Source organism: Streptomyces spectabilis, assembly GCF_008704795.1.
Classification (GTDB): domain Bacteria; phylum Actinomycetota; class Actinomycetes; order Streptomycetales; family Streptomycetaceae; genus Streptomyces; species Streptomyces spectabilis.
The window spans coordinates 6,903,493-6,927,567 of record NZ_CP023690.1 but is presented as its reverse complement, the minus strand read 5'-3'; the positions used below and the strand labels follow the sequence as shown (position 1 = coordinate 6,927,567).

Annotated in this window: 15 protein-coding genes; 3 read left to right on the top strand and 12 right to left on the bottom strand. The window is 72.0% G+C overall.

Annotated features, from left to right (window positions below):
• Positions 1-23: 23 nt before the first annotated feature.
• From CP982_RS30490 to CP982_RS30480, 3 genes are read right to left on the bottom strand one after another with little or no spacing between them, the layout of a single operon-like run.
• A complete protein-coding gene (locus tag CP982_RS30490; protein WP_150513399.1) occupies positions 24-332 on the bottom strand; it encodes an AzlD domain-containing protein in 309 nt (102 codons plus the stop codon).
• Complete coding sequence (locus CP982_RS30485; protein ID WP_150515778.1) at positions 329-1,084, bottom strand: AzlC family ABC transporter permease; 756 nt, start codon at positions 1,082-1,084, stop codon at positions 329-331. Before CP982_RS30485 ends, CP982_RS30490 begins: the two co-directional genes overlap by 4 nt.
• Positions 1,069-1,974, bottom strand: coding sequence for an AraC family transcriptional regulator (locus CP982_RS30480; RefSeq protein WP_150513398.1), 906 nt, complete (start codon positions 1,972-1,974; stop codon positions 1,069-1,071). The genes CP982_RS30485 and CP982_RS30480 overlap by 16 nt, the downstream gene beginning before the upstream one ends.
• A gap of 162 nt (positions 1,975-2,136) precedes the next feature.
• On the opposite strand from CP982_RS30480, the gene CP982_RS30475 reads away from it, so the two are divergent.
• The 3 genes from CP982_RS30475 (at position 2,137) to CP982_RS30465 (ending at position 8,619) form a co-directional block, all read left to right on the top strand.
• Positions 2,137-6,804 (top strand): ATP-dependent helicase, encoded by a 4,668-nt coding sequence (locus CP982_RS30475; protein ID WP_150513397.1) that lies wholly within the window; start codon positions 2,137-2,139, stop codon positions 6,802-6,804.
• A 137-nt stretch (positions 6,805-6,941) separates the two neighbouring features.
• Positions 6,942-7,742, top strand: coding sequence for a DNA-formamidopyrimidine glycosylase family protein (locus CP982_RS30470; protein ID WP_150513396.1), 801 nt, complete (start codon positions 6,942-6,944; stop codon positions 7,740-7,742).
• A gap of 70 nt (positions 7,743-7,812) precedes the next feature.
• Positions 7,813-8,619 (top strand): SDR family NAD(P)-dependent oxidoreductase, encoded by an 807-nt coding sequence (locus tag CP982_RS30465; protein WP_150513395.1) that lies wholly within the window; start codon positions 7,813-7,815, stop codon positions 8,617-8,619.
• A gap of 382 nt (positions 8,620-9,001) precedes the next feature.
• On the opposite strand, the gene CP982_RS30455 is transcribed toward CP982_RS30465, so the two are convergent.
• From CP982_RS30455 to CP982_RS30415, 9 genes are all read right to left on the bottom strand, one after another.
• Positions 9,002-9,472, bottom strand: coding sequence for a Dps family protein (locus tag CP982_RS30455; protein ID WP_144321275.1), 471 nt, complete (start codon positions 9,470-9,472; stop codon positions 9,002-9,004).
• A 249-nt stretch (positions 9,473-9,721) separates the two neighbouring features.
• A complete protein-coding gene (locus tag CP982_RS30450; RefSeq protein WP_030688912.1) occupies positions 9,722-10,096 on the bottom strand; it encodes a helix-turn-helix domain-containing protein in 375 nt (124 codons plus the stop codon).
• Positions 10,097-10,205: 109 nt separating this feature from the next.
• The gene (locus CP982_RS30445) at positions 10,206-10,799 is read right to left on the bottom strand and encodes a CinA family protein (protein ID WP_229878721.1); all 594 of its coding nucleotides are present in this window, start codon (positions 10,797-10,799) and stop codon (positions 10,206-10,208) included.
• 32 nt (positions 10,800-10,831) lie between these two features.
• Positions 10,832-11,545, bottom strand: coding sequence for a CDP-diacylglycerol--glycerol-3-phosphate 3-phosphatidyltransferase (gene pgsA / locus CP982_RS30440; RefSeq protein WP_150513393.1), 714 nt, complete (start codon positions 11,543-11,545; stop codon positions 10,832-10,834).
• Entirely contained in the window at positions 11,542-13,041 is a 1,500-nt protein-coding gene (gene rimO, locus CP982_RS30435; RefSeq protein WP_150513392.1) for a 30S ribosomal protein S12 methylthiotransferase RimO, read from the bottom strand. Before rimO ends, pgsA begins: the two co-directional genes overlap by 4 nt.
• Before the next feature lie 94 nt (positions 13,042-13,135).
• On the bottom strand, positions 13,136-14,032 hold the full coding sequence (locus tag CP982_RS30430; protein WP_150513391.1) for a helix-turn-helix domain-containing protein: 897 nt from the start codon (positions 14,030-14,032) through the stop codon (positions 13,136-13,138).
• 292 nt (positions 14,033-14,324) lie between these two features.
• Positions 14,325-17,102 carry a DNA translocase FtsK gene (locus tag CP982_RS30425; RefSeq protein ID WP_221515264.1) on the bottom strand — a complete coding sequence of 926 codons (2,778 nt, stop codon included), beginning with the start codon at positions 17,100-17,102 and terminating at the stop codon, positions 14,325-14,327.
• A 225-nt stretch (positions 17,103-17,327) separates the two neighbouring features.
• The gene (locus CP982_RS30420) at positions 17,328-18,011 is read right to left on the bottom strand and encodes a response regulator (RefSeq protein ID WP_150513389.1); all 684 of its coding nucleotides are present in this window, start codon (positions 18,009-18,011) and stop codon (positions 17,328-17,330) included.
• Between the two features lie 301 nt (positions 18,012-18,312).
• The gene (locus tag CP982_RS30415; RefSeq protein WP_150513388.1) at positions 18,313-23,826 is read right to left on the bottom strand and encodes a HAMP domain-containing protein; all 5,514 of its coding nucleotides are present in this window, start codon (positions 23,824-23,826) and stop codon (positions 18,313-18,315) included.
• Positions 23,827-24,075 lie beyond the last annotated feature (249 nt).

The following is a 24,075-nucleotide window of genomic DNA, read 5'->3' as shown; positions in this document are numbered from 1 at the left end:
CCCCTGGGGTGACGGCCTGGCCGTCACCCCGTGAGTGCCCGTACGCCCGCCGTGACGACGACAGCGGCGGCGATGACGACCAGGAACGGCACGCGCAGCAGCAGCGCCACGGCGGCCGCAGCGAGCCCCACGGCCTTGGCGTCGAGCACCAGGGTCCGGCCGTCGGCGAAGGCCTGCTGGGCGGTGAGAGCCGCGAGCAGCGCGACCGGCAGCAAAGCGGCCATGCGCTTCACGAGCGGCCGCTCCAGGGCTCCGACGGGCACCAGGAGACCCGCGAGCTTGACCGCGTAGCAGCTGACGGCGGTCACGGCGATGGCTATCCAGACGTTCAACGGTCGTTCCCCCGTGTCGTGCGCTGTGCGCGCAGGCCTGCTCCGTAGAGGACGATCGGCACGGCGAGCCCGGCCACCAGGACCGGGACGCCCGCGGGCAGCACGGGCAGCAGCCCGAGCCCCAGAAGGACCGCGACGGCCGCGACCGCGCGCTCCCGGGCGGTCCTGACCATCGGCGCCAGGAGCGCGAGGAAGACCGCGGGGCCCGCGGCGTCCAGGCCCCAGGCGTCGGTGTCCCCGATCGCCTCGGCGCCGACCGCGCCCAGGAGGGTGGTCAGGTTCCACAGGACGTACAGGCTGAGCCCTGTGACGGTGAAGCCGATGCGGGCGCCGCGCCGTCCGCGCTGTGCGAGCGACACGGCCGTGGTCTCGTCGATCACCCAGTGGGCCGCGAACGGCCGCACCGCGCGCGGGAGGGCGAGCAACTGGGAGAGCCGCAACCCGTAGAACGCGTTGCGCACGCCCAAGAAGAAGGCTCCCGCCGCCGCGGTGAACGGATTCCCGCCCCCGGCGAGCGCGCCCACCAGGGCGAACTGCGAGGCCCCTGTGAACACCAGGAGGCTCAGGGCACAGGTCTGCAACACGGTGAGGCCGCTGCCGGCGGAGGTCACGCCGAAGGCGAATCCGGAGAGGCCGACGGCTATTCCGACGCCGAGGGCGTCGCGGACGACGGCGGAGTCCGGGCGGTCCCCGACGGCGCCCGCGTCCGTGCCCTCTACGGAGGCGTCGGGCGGGGCTACGGGGCTGGGTATGTCTGCGCGTGAGGTTCGTTCTGCCACGCCAAGGACGCTACGAGGAGCCCGCCCGGACGGTCTTGTACGTTCTTGCGCTCCCGTTGGTACGCGCCCGGCGGGACCCCGACGATGCGGGCGAAGTGGCGGTTGAGGTGCGGCTGGTCGGTGAAGCCGACGGCCACGGCCGCCTCCGCGGGCGTCGTACCGGCGTCCAGGAGGCGGCGGGCGCGACGCACGCGCGCGTCGGTGAGCCAGGCGTGCGGCGGCATGCCGTACGCGTCGCGGAAGGCGCGCAGCAGGGCGAAGGGCCCGACGCCGAGATCGGCGGCCAGCCGGTCCAGGCTCGGCGGGTCCGTGAGGCGTTCTTCGAGGACGGCACGCGCGCGTGCGGCCACGCGGTGGCCCGCCGACCGCACGGTGCGCTCGGGCAGGGCGCCGCCGTTGAGCCGCAGCATCCGGGTCACGGCGATCCGCAGGAACGTGTCGGCGGCCAGGGCGTTGCCCTCCTCGGCCGCACGCAGCACCTGGTGGACGAGGGCCACCGCGTACGCGTCCTCGAACACGGGCTGGACGAAACCGGGTGTGCCGCGGATGGCCGTCGTCTCCGCCGCGATGGCGGCGACCAGCTCCGGCGCCGGGTACACCGCTCCGTACCGCCAGCCCTCGGGCCCTCCTCCCCGGCCGGTGTGCGGGGTGTCGGGGTTGATCAGGGCGAGCGTCCCGGGGCCCGCGTGCCGGTCGGCCCCGGTGTGGTGGAAGACGTCGACGCCTTCGGTGACCGCGGCCATCACGAAGTGCTCGTGGGTGTGCCGCACGAAGGTCATGCGGACGTAGTGGGCGCGCAGCAGGTCGACGCCGGGCAGCTCGGCATAGGTCCAGTGCCGCGCCCGCTCCGCCGAACCTGCCATGCCGCCATTCTGCGCCAGTGGCGCAAACCATTTCCCGGCCTGTGGCACCTGCCATTTCTGGCCCGCGGCACCGGCCATTCCCCGGGCCGCGGCACCGGCTCGGCGGCCAGGTCGTTCGCGCAGGTCAGGGCCATTGTCAGTGGTGGGGTGCACGATGGGTCCATGGCTCGGTCCGCACGCAGCGCCCCCGGCGCCCACGGCGCCCTCGACGGATTCTCCCCCGCGACCCGCGGCTGGTTCACGGGGGCCTTCCCCGCGCCCACGTCCGCCCAGGCCGGGGCGTGGCGGGCGATCGCGGAGGGCTCGGACGTCCTGGTGGTCGCCCCGACCGGCTCCGGCAAGACCCTGGCCGCGTTCCTCGCCGCCCTGGACCAGCTCGCCTCGTCCCCGCCCCCGGCGGACCCGAAGAAGCGCTGCCGGGTGCTGTACGTGTCGCCGCTCAAGGCCCTCGCGGTCGACGTGGAGCGCAATCTGCGCAGCCCGCTCACCGGCATCCGGCAGGAGTCCGTGCGCCTCGGCCTGCCCGAGCCCGAGGTGCGGGTGGGCATCCGCTCCGGTGACACCCCGGCAGCCGAGCGCCGCGCCCTGGCCACCCGCCCGCCGGACATCCTGATCACCACCCCGGAATCGCTGTTCCTGATGCTCACGTCCGCCACGCGGGACGCGCTGACGGGCATCGAGACCGTGATCCTGGACGAGGTGCACGCGGTCGCGGGCACCAAGCGTGGCGCGCACCTCGCGCTGACCCTGGAGCGGCTCGACGCGCTCCTGAAGCGCCCCGCCCGCCGGATCGGCCTGTCCGCCACGGTCCGTCCGGTCGACGAGGTGGCCCGCTATCTCTCGCCGCAGCGCAGGGTGGAGGTCGTCCAGCCCGAGTCGGGCAAGGAGTTCGACCTGTCGGTGGTCGTCCCGGTCGAGGACCTGGGCGAACTGGGCGGCTCCCCGGCGGCGGACTCCGATCAGGGAGCGGAGCGCCCGTCCATCTGGCCGCACGTCGAGGAGCGCATCACCGACCTCGTCCAGGCGCACCGCTCGACGATCGTCTTCGCCAACTCCCGCCGCCTGGCGGAGCGCCTGTGCAACCGTCTCAACGAGATCGCGTACGAGCGCGCCACGGGCGAGCCACTGCCGGAGGACCACTCCCCCGCGGAGCTGATGGCGGAGTCGGGCGCCGCCAAGGGCGCGCCGCCCGTCCTCGCCCGCGCCCACCACGGCTCGGTGTCCAAGGAGCAGCGCGCCCAGGTCGAGGAGGACCTGAAGGCGGGCCGGCTCCCCGCGGTGGTCGCCACCTCAAGCCTGGAGCTGGGCATCGACATGGGCGCCGTCGACCTGGTGGTGCAGGTCGAGTCGCCGCCGTCAGTGGCCTCCGGACTGCAGCGGGTGGGCCGCGCGGGGCACCAGGTGGGCGCGGTCTCCACCGGAGTCGTCTTCCCGAAGTACCGGGGCGACCTGGTCCAGGCCGCCGTGGTCACGGAGCGGATGCGCCAGGGCGCCATCGAATCCCTGCGCGTCCCGGCGAACCCGCTGGACGTCCTGGCCCAGCAGCTGGTCGCGATGGTGGCCCTGGACACCTGGCAGGTGGACGACCTCCTGGCCCTGGTCCGCCGCGCGGCGCCCTTCACCTCGCTGCCCGAGTCGGCGTTCACTTCGGTCCTGGACATGCTCGCGGGTCGCTATCCGTCCGACGCGTTCGCGGAGCTGCGCCCGCGCGTGGTGTGGGACCGGGTCGCGGGCACCGTCACCGGCCGCCCCGGGGCCCAGCGCCTCGCGGTGACCTCCGGGGGCACGATCCCCGACCGGGGCCTCTTCGGGGTCTTCCTCGCGGGCGCCGACCCGAAGAAGGGCGGCGGCCGCGTCGGCGAGCTCGACGAGGAGATGGTCTACGAATCGCGCGTGGGCGACGTCTTCACCCTGGGCACCAGCTCCTGGCGCATCGAGGACATCACGCGCGACCGCGTGCTCGTGTCACCCGCCCCCGGCGTCCCCGGCAGGCTGCCGTTCTGGAAGGGCGACCAGCTGGGCCGCCCGCTCGAACTGGGGCGCGCCCTGGGGGCGTTCCTGCGCGAGATCGGATCCCTGTCGCAGGACGACGCGCGCGGGCGCCTCCAGGCGGCGGGCCTCGACACCTGGGCCGCGGACAATGTGCTGGCGTACCTCACCGAGCAGCGCGAAGCCTGCGGACACATCCCGGACGACCGCACGATCGTGGTCGAGCGCTTCCGCGACGAGCTGGGCGACTGGCGGGTCGTCGTGCACTCACCGTTCGGCGCGCAGGTGCACGCACCCTGGGCCCTGGCACTCGGCGCCCGCCTCGCCGAGCGGTACGGCATGGACGCGCAGGTCATGCACGCCGACGACGGCATCGTGCTGCGCCTGCCGGACGCCGACCTGATGGGCCTCGACCTGCTCGACCAGGAGCCGGTGGACGTCACCGTGGACGCGACCTTCGACCCCGAGCAGGCCCCGGTCGGCGCGGCGGACGTCACCTTCGACAAGGGCGAGGTCAGCCAGGTCGTCACCGATCAGGTGGGCGGCTCGGCGCTGTTCGCGGCCCGCTTCCGCGAGTGCGCCGCCCGCGCGCTGCTGCTGCCGCGCCGCAGCCCGGGCAAGCGCACCCCCCTGTGGCAGCAGCGCCAGCGGGCCGCCCAACTCCTGGAGGTGACCAGCGAGTTCGGTTCCTTCCCGATCATCTTGGAGGCGGTCAGGGAGTGCCTCCAGGACGTCTTCGACGTGCCGGGCCTCACGGAGCTGATGGGCGACATCGAGTCCCGCCGCGTCCGGCTCGTGGAGGTCACCACCCCCGAGCCGTCCCCGTTCGCCCGCTCCCTGCTGTTCGGGTACGTCGCCCAGTTCCTGTACGAGGGCGACTCGCCCCTCGCCGAGCGCCGCGCGGCCGCCCTGTCCCTGGACTCCCGCCTCCTGGCCGAGCTCCTGGGCCAGGCGGAGCTGCGCGAACTGCTCGACGCGGACGTCCTCACCGAGCTGGAGCGCGAGCTCCAGTGGCGTACGGACGACCGCCGGATCAAGGACGCCGAGGGCGTCGCCGACCTGCTGCGCCTGCTCGGCCCGCTCACCGCCGCCGAGTTGGCCGAGCGCGGCGCGGAGCCCGCGTGGGCGGAGGACCTCGCGGCGGCCCGCCGTGCCATCCGGGTCCGGATCGCGGGGGCCGACCACTGGGCGGCCGTCGAGGACGCGGGCCGTCTGCGGGACGCTCTCGGGACGGCCCTGCCGGTCGGCGTGCCCGAGGCGTTCACGGAGCCCGTGAAGGACCCCCTCGGCGACCTCCTCGCGCGCTATGCCCGCACCCACGGCCCGTTCACCTCGGCCGACGCCGCCGCGCGCTTCGGCCTCGGCGCCGCCGTCACGGAGGGCGCGCTGCACCGCCTCGCGGCGAACGGCCGCGTGGTCCAGGGCGAGTTCCACCCGGCGGGCATCGGCCAGGAGTGGTGCGACGCGGCCGTGCTGCGCCGTCTGCGCCGCCGCTCCCTGGCCGCGCTCCGTCAGGAGCTGGAGCCGGTGCCCCCGGCCGCGCTCGCCCAGTTCCTGCCGCAGTGGCAGCACCTGAGCGGCCACGGCCTGCGAGGCGTCGACGGCCTTGTGCGCGCGATCGAGCAGTTGCAGGGCGCGTCCGTACCGGCTTCGGCGCTGGAGAAGCTCGTCCTGCCCTCCCGCATGGCGGGGTACGCCCCGGCGATGCTCGACGAGCTCACCGCCGCCGGAGAGGTGGTGTGGGCCGGAGCGGGGGCCCTTCCGGGCAAGGACGGCTGGGTCTCGCTGTATCTGGCCGACGCCGCGCCCCTCCTCCTGCCGCCCGCACACCCCCTGGAGCTCACCGCGCTGCACCAGTCCGTCCTGGACGCGCTCTCCGGGGGGTACGGCCTGTTCTTCCGGCAGATCACCGACCAGGTCCGCGCCACCACGCACCCGGACGTCACGGACCCCCAACTGGCCGACGCGGTCTGGGACCTGGCCTGGTCGGGCCGGCTCACGAACGACACGCTCGCTCCGATGCGGTCCCTCCTGGGTTCGGGCCGCACGGCGGGCTCCACGGCCCACCGCGCGAAGCGCGCCGTCCCGCGCGGGCGCTACGGCAGCCTGACCGCCGCCGCCCGCCCCGTCTCCCGCACCGGCCCGCCGACCGTCGCGGGCCGCTGGTCGCTGCTGCCCGCCCGCGAGCCCGACCCGACCCTGCGCGCGCACGCCCTGGCCCGCACGCTGCTCGACCGGCACGGCGTGGTGACCCGTGGCGCGGTGGCCGCCGAAGGCGTCGAGGGCGGCTTCTCGGCGACGTACCGGATCCTGTCGGCGTTCGAGGACAGCGGCCAAGCCCGTCGTGGGTACGTGGTGGAGGGGCTGGGCGCGGCGCAGTTCGCCATGGACGGCGCGGTGGACCGGCTGCGCGCCGCGGCCACCGCGCGGGAGCGCGCGGGCACCGGGCACGCCACCGACGCCCAAGCGGTGGTCCTGGCCGCCGCCGACCCCGCGAACGCGTACGGGGCGGCCCTCCCCTGGCCCGACCCCCCGGCGGAGGCCGGGCACAAGCCGGGCCGCAAGGCGGGCTCCCTGGTCGTCCTGGTCGACGGCGAGCTGACGCTGTACGTGGAGCGCGGCGGCAAGTCCGTCCTGGCCTGGGCCACGTCCGAGACCGACCAGGACCCCCGGCTCCTGGCGGCCGCGACCGCCCTCGCCTCGGCCGCCAAGGCGGGCGCGCTCGGCACGGTCACCGTGGAGCGCATCAACGGCGCCGCCGCCCTGACCTCCCCCTTGGCCCCCCTCCTGGAGCACACCGGTTTCCACGCCACCCCGAGAGGCCTCCGCATCCGCGCCTGAACCACCCCGGCACCGGGGCGACCGCTCCACACCGCAGCGACCACCCCGGCCCCGGACAGCCGCCCCACCCCCGAGACCGCCTCACCCCGCCCCGGGGAAGGGCACCCGCCACCCCACCCCAATGACACCCTGGTCCCATGCCCGAAGGAGACACAGTCCACCAGACGGCCCGGCGCCTGCACCGGGCCCTGGCCGGTCGCGCCCTCACCCGCTCCGACCTCCGCGTCCCCAAGCTGGCCACGGCGGACCTCACCGGCCGCGCCGTCCTGGACGTCACCCCTCGCGGCAAGCACCTGCTCACCCGTGTGGAGGGCGGCCTCACCCTGCACTCGCATCTGCGCATGGACGGCTCCTGGAAGGTCTACGCCCCGCACGAACGCTGGCGCGGCGGCCCCGCCCACCAGATCCGGGCCATCCTCGCCACCGCGGAGCACACGGCCGTCGGCTACCGCCTGCCCGTCCTCGAACTGCTCCGCACCGCCGACGAACAGCGCGCCGTCGGCCATCTGGGCCCCGACCTCCTCGGCCCCGACTGGGACCCCGACCGGGCCCTGCGCAACCTCCTCGCGACCCCCGAGCGCGCCCTCGGCGAGGCCCTGCTCGACCAGCGCAACCTCGCGGGCATCGGCAACATCTACAAGAGCGAGCTGTGCTTCCTGCTCGGCGTGACCCCCTGGCTGCCGATCGGCGAACTTCCCGCCGAGACGGCGAACCGCCTGCCCGCCCTCGCCAAGAAGCTCCTGGAAGCCAACCGCGACCGCCCGGACCGCACGACCACGGGCATCCCCCGCCCCGGCCTGCGGCTGTACGTGTACGGCCGGGCGCCACGCCCCTGTCTGCGCTGCGGGACCCCCGTTCGGACGGCGGACCAGGGCGACGGCTCCCGCCAGCGCCCGACGTACTGGTGCCCGACCTGCCAACGCGGCCCCACCCCTTAACCCTCCGCCCCGATTCCCTGGACTCGCGCCACCAATTGACGGGCCGTCAGCTCTCTCCTACGGTCCTGTCATGCCCTCCAAGGCGTACGACCTCACCGGCCGCACCGCGTTCGTCACCGGCGCGGCGAGCGGCATCGGCCGTGCCAGCGCCGTCCTGCTCGCGCGGGCGGGAGCCGCGGTGCACTGCGCCGACCGGGACGCACCGGGCCTGGACGAGACGACGGATCTCATCAAGGAGACCGGCGGCACCGCCTGTCCGCACCTCCTCGACGTCGCCGACCGGACGCAGGTGGACCAGGCCGTGGCCGAGGCGGCGACGGCCGCACCGACGGGGCGCGTCGACACCCTGGCCGCCATCGCCGGGATCATGCACAGCGGCCCGGTCCTGGAGACCCGGGAGGAAGACCTCGACCGGGTCCTGGACGTGAACTTCAAAGGGGTCCTGTACGCCTGCCAGGCGGCGGCCCGCGTGATGATCGAGGCGGGCTCGGGCGGCAGCATCATCACGATGGCGTCGGGCGCCGTGGACACGGGCGCTCCGGACCTGCTCTGCTACGGCGCCTCGAAGGCCGCGGTGGTGCAGCTGACGAAGACGCTGGCCACGGAGGTCGGGCCGCACGGCATCCGCGTCAACGCCGTGGCGCCGGGCTGGATCCGTACGCCGATGACGGACCGCCACGACGCCGCGGACCGTAACCGGGACCAGGACCGTGACCGGGACCGCATCGAGGACCTCATGGCCAGGCGGTCGCCGCTCGGCCGCGTCGGTACGCCGGAGGACGTCGCCCACGCCGTGCTGTACCTGGCCTCGGACGCGGCGGCGTTCACGACCGGCCAGATCCTCCGCCCCAACGGCGGCGTGGCGATGCCTTGGTAACCGCGCCGCGCCGCACCCGGCGAGGCCGCCCCCGCGCCCCGCTCAGCCGCCGACGCGCCCCGGCCACCCCCAGCGCCCGCTCCTTGGGCACGCAGTGCACGGGCAGCAGGCTCAGCCCCCACCCCCCGGCGGCGATCGTGCCCTCGAGGGCGCCCGCGTCGGGCGCCGCCGCGAGCCGCAGCACCGCCCACCACCACAGCGCGGCGACACCGAGGGCCGAAGCCCACCGCAGGACGCGCCCCGCCACGGCTGTCACCTCCCGCCAGACGACGCTAGACCCGGCCCGGCCCCCGGCGGCAGGGCGCACCGGGCGCACCGAAGGCGCGCCCGCGCCGTCGACCGGCCCGCCCATCGCGGCGGGCGCCCCGCCGGTGCGGGGCCGCTATCCGTTCTCGGCCTGGAACATCCAGTGGTGCTTCTCCAGGTCGGCGGTGATGCCGATGAAGATGTCCTGGCTCACCGGGTCGGCGTCACCGGTGGAGTTCACCCGCTCCCGCATGCGCGTGATCACCGCGCCGAGGGCCGCCACGAGGGTCCCCACCGCGTCCGTGTCCTTGACCCAGCCTTCGGGGACGGCGGCGATGCCGCTGCTGTCCGCGACGGTGGCCGCGCGGCCGTCGGGCGAGACGCCGAGCGTCGAGGCCCGCTCCGCGACGGTGTCGGAGTGCAGGCGGGCCGTGTCGACGACCTCGTCGAGCTGGAGGTGGATGGAGCGGAAGCGCGGTCCGACCACGTTCCAGTGGATCTGCTTGGCGACCAGGGACAGGTCGACGAGGTCGACGAGCGCGCCCTGGAGGGCCTCGGACACCGTCTTCAGATCGTCATCGGGCAGCGGGCTCTTCACGACGTACATCGGTCTCCTCCGGCTACACGGGTCATCCAGGCGTGTTCGACCTCGCGGTTACCCGCTGTCGGTGTCACACACCCATCAACCATCGCGCACCGGCACTACTACGGCCACTTCGGACAGTGCGCCGCACGCACAGCCCCACCGGAGCCCCGGCAGGGGCACCTCGCGAGCGCCGCGTACCGTCACAAGGACGGCGAAGGCCCCGGCCGGAACACCCGGCCGGGGCCTTCGTCACGTGTGGTCACCCGCAGGTCACGCGGCGACGACGTCGACCGCTTCCGCGGGTGCCTTGATCGTGACCCGTTCCGGTGGCACACCGGTCACCGAGACGGAATTGAGCATCGGGCGGACCGGTGCCCGCACCGGTTCCGTGGCCGCTGCCGACTCGGCCAGCTCGGCGAGCGAGAGCTCGTCGCTCACTTCTCGCATGAGCTCGGACATCCGTACGTCAAGCGCGTCGCAGATCGCGGAAAGCAGCTCGGAGGAAGCCTCCTTCTGCCCCCGCTCCACCTCGGAGAGATAGCCGAGTGAGACTCGGGCGGACGAGGAGACTTCGCGCAGAGTACGGCCCTGGCGCTGGCGCTGCCGACGCAGCACGTCACCCAGCAGGCGACGGAGCAGAATCATCGGTGGCTCCCTCCTCGGACCGCGTAGCCGCATCCTTCACGCCCCACCGTACCGCCTTGCGCGGCGGCCGTGCGGGGAGCGATGTCGTGTTCACTCAGGGCTGCAAACATCAAGTCCCCCCGTTCTGTTCCGTATCCTGTGCCCGCCCATTCCCGGCGCGTTCGCCCGAGAGCTGCTCCAGAAGCAGGCTTAGCACGCTGCGGACGCTCTCCATACGGATTTCCGTACGGTTTCCGTTCAACCGCAGAGTCGCTACTTTCCCCTCAGAGCGAAGCGGGGAACCTGCGTCCGCGGACCCGGGAACGACCTCGGCAGAACCCGATGCCGCGCCCGCACCTGCGCAAACCGCCACGTGGACCGTCCCCACCGGTTGTCCGTCCTGCGGATCGGGTCCGGCGACGCCCGTGGTCGCGATCCCCCAGTCCGCCCCGAGCAGCCGTCGCACTCCGGCCGCCATCTGGAGGGCGACCTCGGCGTCCACGGCTCCGCGGGCGGCCAGAAGGTCGCCGTCGACGCCGAGGACCTCCCGCTTGAGCTCCGTCGCGTACGCGGTCACGGACCCCCGGAAGACCCGTGAGGCCCCCGGTACGGCCGTCACCTCGGCGGCCACGAGGCCGCCGGTCAGCGACTCGGCGACTGCCAGGGTCTCCCCCCGCTCGCCGAGCAGCCGCAGCACCTCGGCGGCGACCCCGGCGGCCGCCACGGCCACCGTGCTCCCAGAAGACCCCGCCGACGTCACTTCGCCGCCCCCGGCTCCCCTGCCTCAGAGACCTCGGAAACCTCAGAAACCTCAGCCGAAGCCTCGGCCATGCCCTGTCGCCGCAGCACCACGGCCTGCTTCACGTAGTCGAGCCCGGTCACCACGGTCAGCACGACGGCGACCGCCATCACCCAGAACCGCAGCGTGGCCAGCGGCCCGGTCAGCGCCAGGACGTACATCCCGACTGCCGTGCCCTGCGCGAGCGTCTTCATCTTGCCGCCGCGGCTGGCCGGAATGACGCCGTAGCGGATCACCCAGAACCGCAGCAGCGTGATCCCCAGCTCGCGCCCGAGGATCACGATGGTCACCCACCACGGCAGATCGTCGAGCCAGGACAGACAGATCAGGGCGGCGCCCATGATCGCCTTGTCCGCGATCGGGTCGGCGATCTTGCCGAAGTCCGTGACCAGGTTGTACGTCCGTGCCAGATGCCCGTCGAACAGGTCCGTGATCATGGCGATGGCGAAGGCGGCCCAGGCGAAGGAGCGCCACGCCGGGTCGTATCCGCCGTTGGCGAGCAGCAGCATCACGAATCCGGGCACGAGCAGCAGCCGGATCATGGTCAGCAGGTTCGCGACGTTCCACAGACTGGCCTGGTCCATCGCGGCGGCGCCGAGCTTCCCGCCGCGCACCGGCTTCGCGCCGGGCGCGCCGGAGCCGCCCGCCGCGGATGCCGGGACCTGGGTCATCTGCCCGTCCCTTCACCGGCGCCATGGGGTCGGTCGGAAGCCTCCAGGACCTCGCACTGCTCAGCCAACAGATCCACGCCCTCCGTGCCGACGACCTTTGCCACGACCATACGGCCGATCTCCAGGCCGTCCCCAGGGGCGGAGTCCACGAAACGGATCTGTCCGTCGGTCTCGGGCGCCTGGTGCGCCGCCCGGCCGATGGCGCCCTCCTCGTCGTCGACGGACTCGATGAGGACCTCGATGCGCTCGCCGACGCGCTCCTCCGCGCGCTGCGACGTCAGCTCCTCGGCCAGGCGCGAGACGCGCGCGAGCCGCTCGTCGACGACGTCCTGGTCGAGCTTGTGCTCGTACGTGGCCGCCTCGGTGCCCTCCTCGTCCGAGTAGCCGAAGACGCCGATGGCGTCCAGGCGGGCGCCGGTGAGGAAGCGCTCCAGCTCCGCCACGTCGGCCTCGGTCTCGCCGGGGAAGCCCACGATGAAGTTGGAGCGCACGCCCGCCTGCGGCGCCTTGCCGCGGATCGTGTCGAGGAGCTCGAGGAACCGGTCGGTGTCCCCGAAGCGCCGCATGGCCCGCAGCACGCCGGGCGCGGAGTGCTGGAAGGACAGGTCGAAGTACGGCACGACCTTCTCCGTCGACGTCAGGACGTCGATCAGGCCGGGGCGCATCTCGGCGGGCTGGAGGTAGCTCACCCGCACCCGCTCGATGCCGTCGACGGCCGCAAGCTCCGGCAGCAGCGTCTCCAGGAGACGGATGTCGCCGAGGTCCTTGCCGTACGAGGTGTTGTTCTCGGAGACCAGCATGATCTCCTTCACGCCCTGCTCGGCGAGCCAGCGCGTCTCGCCGAGCACGTCCGAGGGGCGGCGCGAGATGAACGAGCCGCGGAAGGACGGGATGGCGCAGAACGAGCATCTGCGGTCGCAGCCGGAAGCCAGCTTCACGGAGGCCACGGGGCTCGCACCGAGGCGGCGGCGCAGCGGCGCGCGCGGCCCGGACGCGGGCGCGACGCCGTCCGGCAGGTCGACCGGGGCGTGCCCGGGAAGGGCGACCTCCGTGCCGGCCTCCTGGCGCTCGGCCGGGCTGATCGGAAGGAGCTTGCGGCGGTCACGCGGGGTGTGCGCCTCGACATTGCCGCCGCTGAGGATGACCTGCAGGCGGTTGGAGATGTCGGCGTAGTCGTCGAAGCCGAGGACGCCGTCGGCTTCGGGCAGCGCGTCGGCCAGCTCCTTGCCGTAGCGCTCGGCCATGCAGCCGACGGCCACGACGGCCTGGGTGCGGCCGTGACCCTTCAGGTCATTGGCTTCCAGCAGGGCGTCGACGGAGTCCTTCTTGGCGGCTTCGACGAAGCCACAGGTGTTGACGACGGCGACATCCGCTTCCTCGGCGTCCTCCACGAGGGCCCAGCCGTCCGCCTCCAAGCGGCCTGCGAGCTCCTCCGAGTCCACCTCGTTACGGGCGCAGCCGAGCGTGACAAGGGCGACAGTGCGGCGTTCGGGCATGGTCTCAAGACTACTTCGTCCATGCGTCGGCGCCCGCCGCCAGGGTTCCTGGGCTCGCGACGGGCGCTCGGCAAGGTCATCGGGACGCCGCTGGTCAGCCGACCTCCGGGTCGCCCTTCGTGTACGTGAGGCGCTCGACCTGGCCCGGCTCGAACTCGTTCTCGACCTGCTTGCCGTTCACGAAGAGGCTGATGGCACCGGCGTCGCCGAGCACGAGGTCGATCTTCTTCTTGTCCTGGAAGGTCTTGGACTCGCCCTGCTTGAGCAGGCCGTCGAAGAGCAGTCGGCCGTTGTGGTCCTTGGCCGAGATCCAGCTGCGCCCGTCGGAGGCGTCGACCTTGACCGTCACCTTGTCCCGGGGCACGCCGGCGATGGCGCTGTCCGACGGGTCCGGCTTGGGGTCGGCGGGCTTGGACGGCTTCGGCTTGTCGGCGGGCTTGCTGCTGGTGGGCGTGGTGCCCTCGGCGACCTGCTGCGACGATCCCTCGTCGTCCCCGCCGCTGAACGCCGTGTACGCGACGAAGCCGATCACGGCGACGATCGCGGCGACCATGGCCGCCGTCCAGTTCGGCCGCCGCGGCTCGGAGCGGATCCGCTCAGCCTCGAACAGCGGCGCGGCCGGGGTCGGCGCCGGGGGCCGCCCGCCGCGCCCCTCGTCGTACTGGGCGAGCAGCGGGGCGGGGTCGATGCGGACGGCGCGGGCGAGCGTGCGGATGTGTCCGCGCGCGTACACATCGCCGCCGCAGCGGGAGAAGTCGTCCTGTTCGATCGCGTGCACGATCGGGATGCGCACCCGGGTGGTCGTACTGATCTCGTCGACGGTCAGGCCCGCGTCGATGCGCGCCTGCCGGAGGACGCGGCCGATCGGGGGACGGTCTTCCGCGGGGCGCTCCTGGGCAGGGCTTTCCGCGGGGCCGTCCGCGACGGGACGCTCGTCTGCGGGGCGGTCGTCTGAAGGGCGGTCGTCTTCGGGAGAGTTGCCGATGGACACGGGTGCGCCTTTCGAGCGTGTAGCCACCTGCCGGACATTCAGTCTAGGGGGGCTGAGAAAGGGTGGGGCAACCGGGCGGACGGACTTTGTACGCCATCAGAATGGCCGGACATCCTGATGGTGGGACACGGCCTTGCGCTTCCCTCAACTTGACGTACGCCGAGGGGAAACGGTTGCCTGCGTTCCCGTACGGGTGAGCTCGGCCCCCGTACGGGCGAGCCGGGCCCCGCACGCGGCGCTCCCGGCCGTCGTACGAGGTCAGGCCCTGTGCTTCCCAGGCGTTTCCGGGCTTCTAGGGAGCCTCCCCGCGGAGTACGGCGAGCACTCCATCCAGCTCATCAGGTTTCACGAGAACGTCACGTGCCTTCGACCCCTCGCTCGGACCCACGATGTTGCGCGATTCCATGAGGTCCATGAGGCGGCCGGCCTTGGCGAAGCCGACGCGCAGTTTGCGCTGGAGCATCGACGTGGACCCGAACTGGGTGGAGACGACCAGCTCGGCCGCCTGGCACAGCAGGTCGAGGTCGTCGCCGATGTCCTCGTCGATCTCCTTCTTCTGTTTGGTGCCCACCGTGACGTCGTCGCGGAAGACGGGCGCCATCTGGTCCTTGCAGTGCTGTACGACCGCCGCGACCTCGTCCTCGGTGACGAAGGCGCCCTGCATGCGGACCGGCTTGTTCGCGCCCATCGGCAGGAAGAGCCCGTCGCCCTTGCCGATGAGCTTCTCGGCGCCGGGCTGGTCGAGGATGACGCGGCTGTCGGCGAGCGAGGAGGTGGCGAAGGCGAGCCGGGAGGGCACGTTCGCCTTGATCAGACCGGTCACGACGTCCACGGACGGCCGCTGCGTGGCGAGCACCAGGTGGATGCCGGCCGCGCGCGCGAGCTGGGTGATGCGCACGATCGAGTCCTCGACGTCACGCGGCGCGACCATCATCAGGTCGGCCAGCTCGTCGACGATCACCAGGAGGTACGGGTACGGCTTGAGCTCGCGCTCGCTGCCCTCGGGCGTCTTGAGCTTGCCCTCGCGCACGGCCTGGTTGAAGTCGTCGATGTGGCGGTAGCCGAAGGCCGCGAGGTCGTCGTAGCGCAGGTCCATCTCGCGTACGACCCACTGGAGCGCCTCGGCGGCCCGCTTGGGGTTGGTGATGATCGGCGTGATCAGGTGCGGGATGCCCTCGTACGCGGTGAGCTCCACGCGCTTGGGGTCGACGAGGACCATGCGGACGTCCTCGGGGGTGGCCCGGACCATGATCGAGGTGATCAGGCAGTTGATGCACGACGACTTTCCGGAGCCGGTGGCTCCGGCGACGAGGATGTGCGGCATCTTCGCCATGTTGGCCATCACATAGCCGCCCTCGACGTCCTTGCCGAGCGCGACCAGCATCGGGTGCTCGTCCTCAGCGGCGTCCGCGAGCCGCAGTACGTCGCCGACCTTGACCATCTCGCGGTCGGTGTTCGGGATCTCGATGCCGACCGCGGACTTGCCCGGGATCGGCGAGATGATCCGCACGTCCGGGGACGCCACGGCGTAGGCGATGTTCTTCGCCAGGGCGGTGATCTTCTCGACCTTCACGGCCGGGCCCAGCTCGACCTCGTAGCGCGTGACCGTGGGGCCACGCGTGAAGCCGGTGACGTCGGCGTCGACCTTGAACTCGGTGAACACGTTCGAGAGTGCGTCGACGACCGCGTCGTTGGCGGCGCTGCGGGCCTTGCCGGGGCCACCGCGCTCCAGGAGGTCGAGCGACGGCAGGGAGTACGTGATGTCCCCGGAGAGCTGGAGCTGCTCCGCGCGCGGGGGCAGGTCGCGCAGCTCGTCCGGCGCGGCCTTGGTCAGGTCGGGCACGCCGGCGCGCGCGGGCTCCCCGGCCGCGGCCTTGCGGCCCGGCACGGCGTCGGCGCCGCGCGCGGGGGGCACGGGGCCGGACGGGTCCTGCGGCGCGCGCTCCACGGAGACGCCCTGGGTGAGGTCCGCGACCAGCGGCGAGGGCGGCATGCCGTGCAGCACGGCGCCGTCGAGCGCGGCGGCCGCGGCGGCGGCCACGTCCACCGCGTCCATGGGGCGGTCCGGATCGGGCTGTACGGAGGCGCGGCGGGGCCTGCGGCGCTTGGACAGGGCCTCTTCCTCGGCCTGGTCCGGGGAGGGCTCCTGCGGGCCGTCAGCGGGCCGTCTGCGGACTCGGGAGCGGGGGCGCGCGGGCAGCGCCTCGCGCCACTGGTCGTCGTACCGCTCGTCGTCCTCGGTGTACTCCGCGTACTCCTCGGCCCCCGCCGCCTCGGCGGGCGCCTCGATGACGCCGAGGCGTACGCCGAGCGCGCGCAGGCGCTGCGGGATGGCGTTGACCGGGGTCGCCGTGACGACGAGGAGGCCGAAGACCGTCAGCAGGACCAGCATCGGCACGGCGAGGACCTCGCCCATCGCCTTGGTCAGGGGCGTCGACGCGCCCCAGCCGACGAGCCCGCCGGCGTCCCTTATGGCCTGCATGCCGTCCGTGCGCGCGGGTGAGCCGCAGGCGATGTGCACCTGCCCGAGCACGCCGAGGACCAGCGCGGACAGGCCGATGACGATGCGGCCGTTGGCGTCGACCTTCTCGGGGTGCCGGATGAGGCGCATGGCCATGCCCGCGACGAGGAGCGGCACGAGCAGGTCGAGCCGTCCGAAGGCGCCGGTGACCAGTATCTCGACGAGGTCGCCGACGGGGCCGCGCAGATTGGACCAGGTGCCCGCCGCGACGATCAGCGCGATGCCCAGGAGCAGCAGCGCGAGGCCGTCCTTGCGGTGCGCGGGGTCCAGTCCTTTGGCGCCGCGGCCCACGCCGCGGAACATCGCGCCCACGGCGTGCGCGATGCCGAGCCAGATGGCGCGGACCACGCGGTAGAGGCCGTTGGTGGGGCTCGGCGCCGGCTTCGGGGCGGGCTTCTTGGGCGCCGCGGCCTTCTTGGCGGGCGCCTTCTTCGCCGCGGCCTTCTTGGCGGGCGGCTTCTTGGCGGCGGCCTTCTTCGCCGGAGCCTTGGTCGGCGCGGCCGCCTTCTTCGCGGGCGTCTTCTTGGCTGCGGACTGACGTGAGGCCATGGGTGTGAGATTACCGGGGGAGGCGACGGTGGACACGTGTGCCTACTGCTTCACCCGTTTGTGTCGCCCGTGCGCGGGCGGCTAACTGACGAGGCTGCACAGGGAGGCTGACGACGGCTCACGACAGATGCCGGGAGCCGCTGACGCATCGTACGGAACGATTGCTTCCGCCACCTGCCGAGGAGCGCCGGAGGGGCCGCGCGCGGACGGCGGCCCGGCCCGCCGTCAGTTCTGCGACGGCACGGAGGGCGCCCCGCTGCCGGTGCCCGGCTCCAGGGCGTCAAGAGCCCTGCGCAAACCGGTGAGTTTGCGTTCGAGATGGGCTGCCGTGGCGACGGCCGCCGCATCGGCCGAGTCGTCGTCGAGCTGTTTGGACAGCGCCTCGGCCTGCTCCTCAACGGCGGCGAGCCGCGCGGACAGTTCGGCGAGGAGACCGGCGGGCTCCTTGGTGTCCTCGGCCGCCGCCTTGGCGCCGCCCTCCAGCTGGAGGCGCAGCAGGGCCGCCTGCTCGCGCAGTTGACAGTTCTTCATGTACAGCTCGACGAACACCGAGACCTTCGCGCGCAGGACCCACGGGTCGAAGGGCTTGGAGATGTAGTCCACGGCGCCGGCCGCGTACCCCCGGAAGGTGTGGTGCGGGCCGTGGTTGATCGCCGTGAGGAAGATGATCGGGATGTCCCGGGTGCGCTCCCGCCGCTTGATGTGCGCCGCGGTCTCGAAGCCGTCCATTCCTGGCATCTGGACGTCCAGGAGAATGACCGCGAAGTCGTCCGTCAGCAGCGCTTTGAGCGCTTCCTCCCCGGACGATGCCCGCACCAGCGTCTGATCGAGCGCAGAGAGGATGGCCTCCAGCGCCAGCAGATTCTCCGGCCGGTCATCGACCAGGAGGATCTTGGCCTTCTGCACCATGGCCCGCCCTCCTCGCCCCGGCGGTACACCGGGCGCCGCCCCAGGGGACGACTCCCTTGCGCCGTCCGTCCTTGTGCCGGTCATGGTAGCCGCACCCCGCCCGTCGCCACACCCTGTCACCGCGATGTCACTGTGCACGTAGCAGAAACGCAGTGGCGGACCAGAAGGTTCCCCGAATACCGCGCTTCTACACGGCGCCGGACACACTCTGTCAGCAACTCCGCGTAGCGGCGCGGCTCCCCCCGGCGTCGCACCGGTGATCCGGGAGAACGGCCGGGAGAGCGGCGCCGGCCACGCTCCGTCACTCCCCCCGCATCCACTGGTCCATGACCGACAACAGATGATCGGGGTCGACCGGCTTCGTCACGTAGTCGGAGGCTCCGGAGTCGATCGCCTTCTCCCGGTCGCCCTTCATCGCCTTCGCGGTGAGCGCGATGATCGGCAGCCCGGCGAACTGCGGCATCCTGCGGATCGCCGTCGTCGTCGCGTAGCCGTCCATCTCCGGCATCATGATGTCCATCAGAACGACCGTCACGTCGTCGTGCTGCTCCAGGACCTCGATGCCCTCGCGGCCGTTCTCCGCGTACAGCACCGACAGGCCGTGCTGCTCCAGGACGCTGGTGAGCGCGAACACGTTGCGGATGTCGTCGTCGACGATGAGGACCTTCTCGCCGTCGAACTGGACCCCCGCGCGCGTGGCCGTCGCGTCCTGCGCGACGCCCTCCTGCCACTGCTCCTGCGCGCCCGCCCCGGGCCCGTTGCCGAGCTGCGGAACCTCGCTCGCGGGCTCCGCCGCGGCCGCGGCCCGGCGGCGGCGCCTGAACAGCGCGGCGGGCCCCGCGTGCCGCTCCGGGGCCTCCGTGTGCGCCGTCCCGGGAGCCGCCCTGTCGGCGGCCGCGTTCCCCCCGACCTCGGTCAGGGTCTCCAGGGCGGGCAGCGCGGGGACCACGGGCGACGCGAGCTGGGCGTACCCCTGCGGCGGCAGTTCGCTCGGGTGCAGGGGCAAATACAGCGTGAAGGTGGAGCCGCGGCCCGGCTCGCTGGCCGCGTGGATCTCGCCACCGAGCAGCCGCGCGATCTCCCGGCTGATGGACAGGCCCAGACCAGTGCCGCCGTACTTGCGGCTGGTCGTGCCGTCCGCCTGCTTGAACGCCTCGAAGATCACCCGCATCTTGCTGGCCGCGATGCCGATGCCGGTGTCGGCCACGGAGAACGCGATCAGGTCGGCGTCCGGGTCGCGCAGCGAACCGGCCTCCAGGAGCTGCTCCCGGATCGCGTTCGGCACGTCGTTGCTGGCGAGCCGGATGACGAGCTCGACCGCGCCGGTGTCGGTGAACTTGACCGCGTTGGCCAGCAGGTTGCGCAGCACCTGAAGGAGACGCTGTTCGTCCGTGTGCAGCGTCGCGGGCAGCTCCGGCGATACGCGTACGGAGAAGTCGAGCCCCTTCTCGGCGGTCAGTGGACGGAAAGTGGCCTCTACGTAGTCCACGAGTTGGACGAGCGCGATGCGCGTCGGGCTGACGTCCATCTTGCCCGCCTCGACCTTCGACAGGTCCAGGATGTCGTTGATCAGCTGGAGCAGGTCCGAGCCCGCCCCGTGGATCGTTTCGGCGAACTCGACCTGCTTGGGAGTGAGGTTCGCGTCGGCGTTGTCCGCCAGCAGCTTGGCGAGGATGAGCAGGGAGTTGAGCGGCGTCCGCAGCTCGTGCGACATGTTCGCCAGGAACTCGGACTTGTAGCGCATCGACACCGCGAGCTGCTCGGCACGCTCCTCCAGGACCTGCCGGGCCTCCTCGATCTCGGTGTTCTTCACCTCGATGTCGCGGTTCTGCTGGGCGAGCAGCGCGGCCTTCTCCTCCAGCTCGGCGTTGGAGTCCTGCAGCGCCTTCTGCCGGTTCTCCAACTCCTCGGAGCGGTCGCGCAGTTGCTCGGTGAGCTCCTGCGACTGCTTGAGCAGCATCTCCGTCTTCGTATTGACGCTGATGGTGTTGACGCTCGTCGCGATCATCTCGGCGATCTGGCTCAGGAAGTCCTTCTGGATCTGCGTGAACGGCTGGAACGACGCCAGCTCGATCACCCCGAGCACCTTGCCCTCGAAGAGCACCGGCAACACGATGACCTGCGCCGGAGGCGCCTCGCCGAGCCCGGAGGCGATCCGCAGATAGCCGGAGGGCGTGTTCTCCACGAGGATCGTGCGGCGCTCCTTGGCGGCCGTCCCGATCAGCGTCTCACCGGGCCTGAACGAGGTGGGCATCGACCCCATCGAGTAGCCGTAGCTGCCCAGCATCCGCAGTTCGTACGCGTCCTCGTCGCGCCCCGGGGCGTTCGTGTCGTCGAGGGACATCGCGAGGAAGAAGGCGCCGTGCTGCGCCGAGACCACCGGCGTCAGCTCACTCATGATCAGCGAGGCGACGTCCTCCAGGTCGCGGCGGCCCTGCATCAGACCGGAGATCCGGGCCAGGTTGCCCTTGAGCCAGTCCTGTTCCTTGTTGGCGAGCGTGGTGTCGCGGAGGTTCGCGATCATCGTGTTGATGTTGTCCTGGAGGACCTGGATCTCGCCCGCCGCGTCCACGTCGATCTTCAGATTGAGGTCGCCGCGGGTCACCGCGGTGGCCACGGCCGCGATCGCGCGGACCTGCCGGGTGAGGTTCCCGGCCATCTCGTTCACGGACTCCGTGAGGTCGCGCCAGGTGCCGTCGATGTCCCGTACGCGCGCCTGACCGCCGAGCTGGCCCTCGGTGCCCACCTCGCGGGCGACGCGGGTGACCTCCTCGGCGAAGGACGACAGCTGGTCGACCATCGTGTTGATGGTCGTCTTGAGCTCCAGGATCTCACCGCGCGCGTCGATGTCGATCTTCTTGGTGAGGTCGCCCTTGGCGATGGCCGTCGTGACCATCGCGATGTTGCGGACCTGGCCGGTCAGGTTGGACGCCATGCCGTTGACGGACTCGGTGAGGTCCTTCCAGGTGCCCGAGACGCCGGGGACGCGGGCCTGACCGCCGAGGATGCCGTCCGTACCCACCTCGCGCGCCACCTTGGTGACCTGGTCGGCGAACGAACTCAGCGTCTTCACCATGGTGTTGAAGGTGTCGGCGAGCTGCGCGACCTCGCCGCGCGCCTCGATCGTCACGGTCTTCGTCAGATCGCCGTTGGCGACGGCCGCCGCCACCTGGGAGATGTTCCGCACCTGCATGGTCAGGTTGTTGGCCATCAGGTTGACGTTGTCGCTGAGGTCCTTCCAGATGCCCGTGACGCCCGGGACGCGGGACTGGCCGCCCAGCTTGCCCTCCGTGCCCACCTCGCGGGCGACCCGCGTCACCTGCTCGGCGAACGACGACAGCTGGTCGACCATCGTGTTCACGGTCGTGACGAGTTCGAGGATCTCGCCCTTGGCGTCGACCGTGATCTTCTTGGACAGGTCGCCGCGGGCGACGGCCGTCGTGACCTCGGCGATGTTGCGGACCTGGAGCGTCAGGTTGTTCGCCATGCCGTTCACGGACTGCGTCAGGTCCTTCCAGGTGCCCGACACGCCCTGCACCTCGGCCTGGCCGCCCAGGATGCCGTCCGTACCCACCTCGCGGGCCACGCGCGTCACCTGCTCCGCGAAGGCCGAGAGCTGGTCCACCATCGTGTTGAGGGTGTTCTTCAGCTCCAGGATCTCGCCGCGCGCGTCCACGTCGATCTTCTGCGACAGGTCGCCGCGCGCCACCGCCGTGGCGACCTGCGCGATGTTGCGGACCTGCGCGGTGAGGTTCCCGGCCATGCCGTTCACGGAGTCCGTGAGGTCGCGCCACACGCCCGCGACACCGGGGACCTGCGCCTGGCCGCCGAGCCTGCCCTCCGTGCCCACTTCCCTGGCGACGCGCGTCACCTGGTCGGCGAACGCGGACAACTGGTCGACCATGGTGTTGATGGTGTTCTTGAGCTCCAGGATCTCGCCGCGGGCGTCCACGTCGATCTTCTGGGAGAGGTCGCCGCGCGCCACCGCCGTCGTCACCTGGGCGATCTGGCGGACCTGGGACGTCAGATTGCCCGCCATGAAGTTGACGGAGTCCGTCAGCTCCTTCCAGGTGCCGCTCACGCCGTCCACGCGCGCCTGGCCGCCCAGGCGCCCCTCGGTGCCCACGTCCCGCGCCATCCGCGTGACCTGGTCGGCCATGGACGACAGCTGGTCCACCATCGTGTTCACGGTGTTCTTCAGCTGGAGCATCTCGCCGGAGACGTCCACGGTGACCTTCTGCGACAGGTCGCCGTTGGCCACCGCCGTCGTCACCTGCGCGATGTTGCGGACCTGGCCGGTGAGGTTGCGGAAGGCGGTGTTCACCGAGTCGGTGAGGTCCTTCCAGGTGCCCGCCGCGCCCGGCACCTGCGCCTGGCCGCCGAGCTGGCCCTCGGCGCCGACCTCGCGCGCCACCCGGGTCACCTCGTCACCGAAGGACGACAGCTGGTCCACCATCGTGTTCACGGTGTTCTTCAGTTCGAGCATCTCGCCCGCGACGTCGACCGTGACCTTCTGCGAGAGATCGCCGTTGGCCACCGCCGTCGTCACCGTGGCGATGTCACGGACCTGCGTCGTCAGATTCCGGAACACCGTGTTGACGGAGTCCGTCAGGTCCTTCCAGGTGCCCGCCGCCCCCGGCACGTTGGCCTGACCGCCGAGCTGCCCCTCGGCGCCGACCTCGTTGGCCACGCGCGTGACCTCGTCGGCGAACGTGCGCAGCGTCTCGGTCATCTGGTTGATGGTCCCGGCGAGCTGCGCCACCTCGCCGCGCGCGCTCACCCGTACCTTCTGCGACAGGTCTCCGTTGGCGACGGCCGTCGTGACCTGGGCGATGCCGCGCACCTGCGCCGTCAGGTTCCCGGCCATCAGATTGACCGAATCCGTGAGGTCCTTCCACACGCCCGCGACGCCCGGCACCTGCGCCTGGCCGCCGAGCTCGCCCTCCGTACCGACCTCGCGCGCGACGCGCGTCACCTCGGACGAGAACGAGGAGAGCTGGTCCACCATCGTGTTGACGGTGTTCTTCAGCTCCAGCATCTCGCCGGCCACGTGGACCGTGACCTTCCGGGACAGGTCGCCCTTCGCCACGGCGGTCGTCACCAGCGCGATGTCCCGCACCTGCGCCGTCAGGCGGTACGCCATCGTGTTGACCGAGTCCGTGAGGTCCTTCCACGAACCGGACATGCCGCGCACCCGGGCCTGTCCGCCCAGCTTGCCCTCCGTGCCCACCTCACTGGCCACACGCGTGACCTCGTCGGTGAACGTCGACAGCTGGTCCACCAGGTTGTTGACCGTGCGCCCGACCTTCAGGAACTCCCCGCGCAGCGGATGGCCGTTGCCGTCCGCCACGTGCGCGCGCAGCTCCATGCGCTGCTCCAGGTCGCCGTCGGCGACCGCCGAGAGCACCCGGCCGACCTCGGAGACCGGACGTACGAGATCGTCGACCAGGTCGTTCGCCGCGTCGATCGCGGCCACCCAGGAGCCCTCCATCGCCCCGGCCTGGAGCCGCTCTGTGAGCTTCCCCTCACGCCCCACCGTGCGCCGAACCCGCGACAGCTCTCCGGTGAGGTGCAGATTGCGGTCCCCCACCTCGTTGAAAACAGCGGCGATCTCCGACATCACGTCGTCGCCCGTGACCGTGAGCCGCTTGCGGAAATTCCCGTCCCGCATCGCCGCGAGCGCGGTCAGCAGCCTGTTCAGGGCCGCCGCCTCCACCGTGACCGTCGTCCCGTTCCGCGGTTTGCGCTGACCGTTCAGGGACCGTCCGTCTTTCGCGCGCGTCTTACTGCCCCGCGTCGCAGCGCCAGACTCCACTGTGTCCCTCCCGCAAGGGTCGACCGTACTGCCCGTCTCAAGCCTGCCCAGTGTTTCACCATGGCCGAACCAGGCCATAACAGTTCGGCAGCTTCGCACACCGTCCGCACACCCTCCGGGCGGAAACACTGGCGACCGGCATCAGCATGGACGGCGAAGGTAAGTAACCTGGCATCCGGCTGTCCAACCACCCCGGTCCTGCCCGGCCAGGGCGGTGGCACACATATTCAGCGGGCATCGGAGGGGCGG

Excerpts from the sequence above, each read along its gene's own strand:
- rimO (WP_150513392.1), bottom strand. The coding sequence starts at position 13,041 with ATGCCCGAACGCCGCACTGTCGCCCTTGTCACGCTCGGCTGCGCCCGT.
- CP982_RS30425 (WP_221515264.1), bottom strand. The coding sequence starts at position 17,102 with ATGGCCTCACGTCAGTCCGCAGCCAAGAAGACGCCCGCGAAGAAGGCG.
- CP982_RS30455 (WP_144321275.1), bottom strand. The coding sequence starts at position 9,472 with ATGTACGTCGTGAAGAGCCCGCTGCCCGATGACGATCTGAAGACGGTG.
- pgsA (WP_150513393.1), bottom strand. The coding sequence starts at position 11,545 with ATGACCCAGGTCCCGGCATCCGCGGCGGGCGGCTCCGGCGCGCCCGGC.
- CP982_RS30450 (WP_030688912.1), bottom strand. The coding sequence starts at position 10,096 with ATGATTCTGCTCCGTCGCCTGCTGGGTGACGTGCTGCGTCGGCAGCGC.
- CP982_RS30420 (WP_150513389.1), bottom strand. The coding sequence starts at position 18,011 with ATGGTGCAGAAGGCCAAGATCCTCCTGGTCGATGACCGGCCGGAGAAT.
- CP982_RS30465 (WP_150513395.1), top strand. The coding sequence starts at position 7,813 with ATGCCCTCCAAGGCGTACGACCTCACCGGCCGCACCGCGTTCGTCACC.
- CP982_RS30480 (WP_150513398.1), bottom strand. The coding sequence starts at position 1,974 with ATGGCAGGTTCGGCGGAGCGGGCGCGGCACTGGACCTATGCCGAGCTG.
- CP982_RS30475 (WP_150513397.1), top strand. The coding sequence starts at position 2,137 with ATGGCTCGGTCCGCACGCAGCGCCCCCGGCGCCCACGGCGCCCTCGAC.
- CP982_RS30470 (WP_150513396.1), top strand. The coding sequence starts at position 6,942 with ATGCCCGAAGGAGACACAGTCCACCAGACGGCCCGGCGCCTGCACCGG.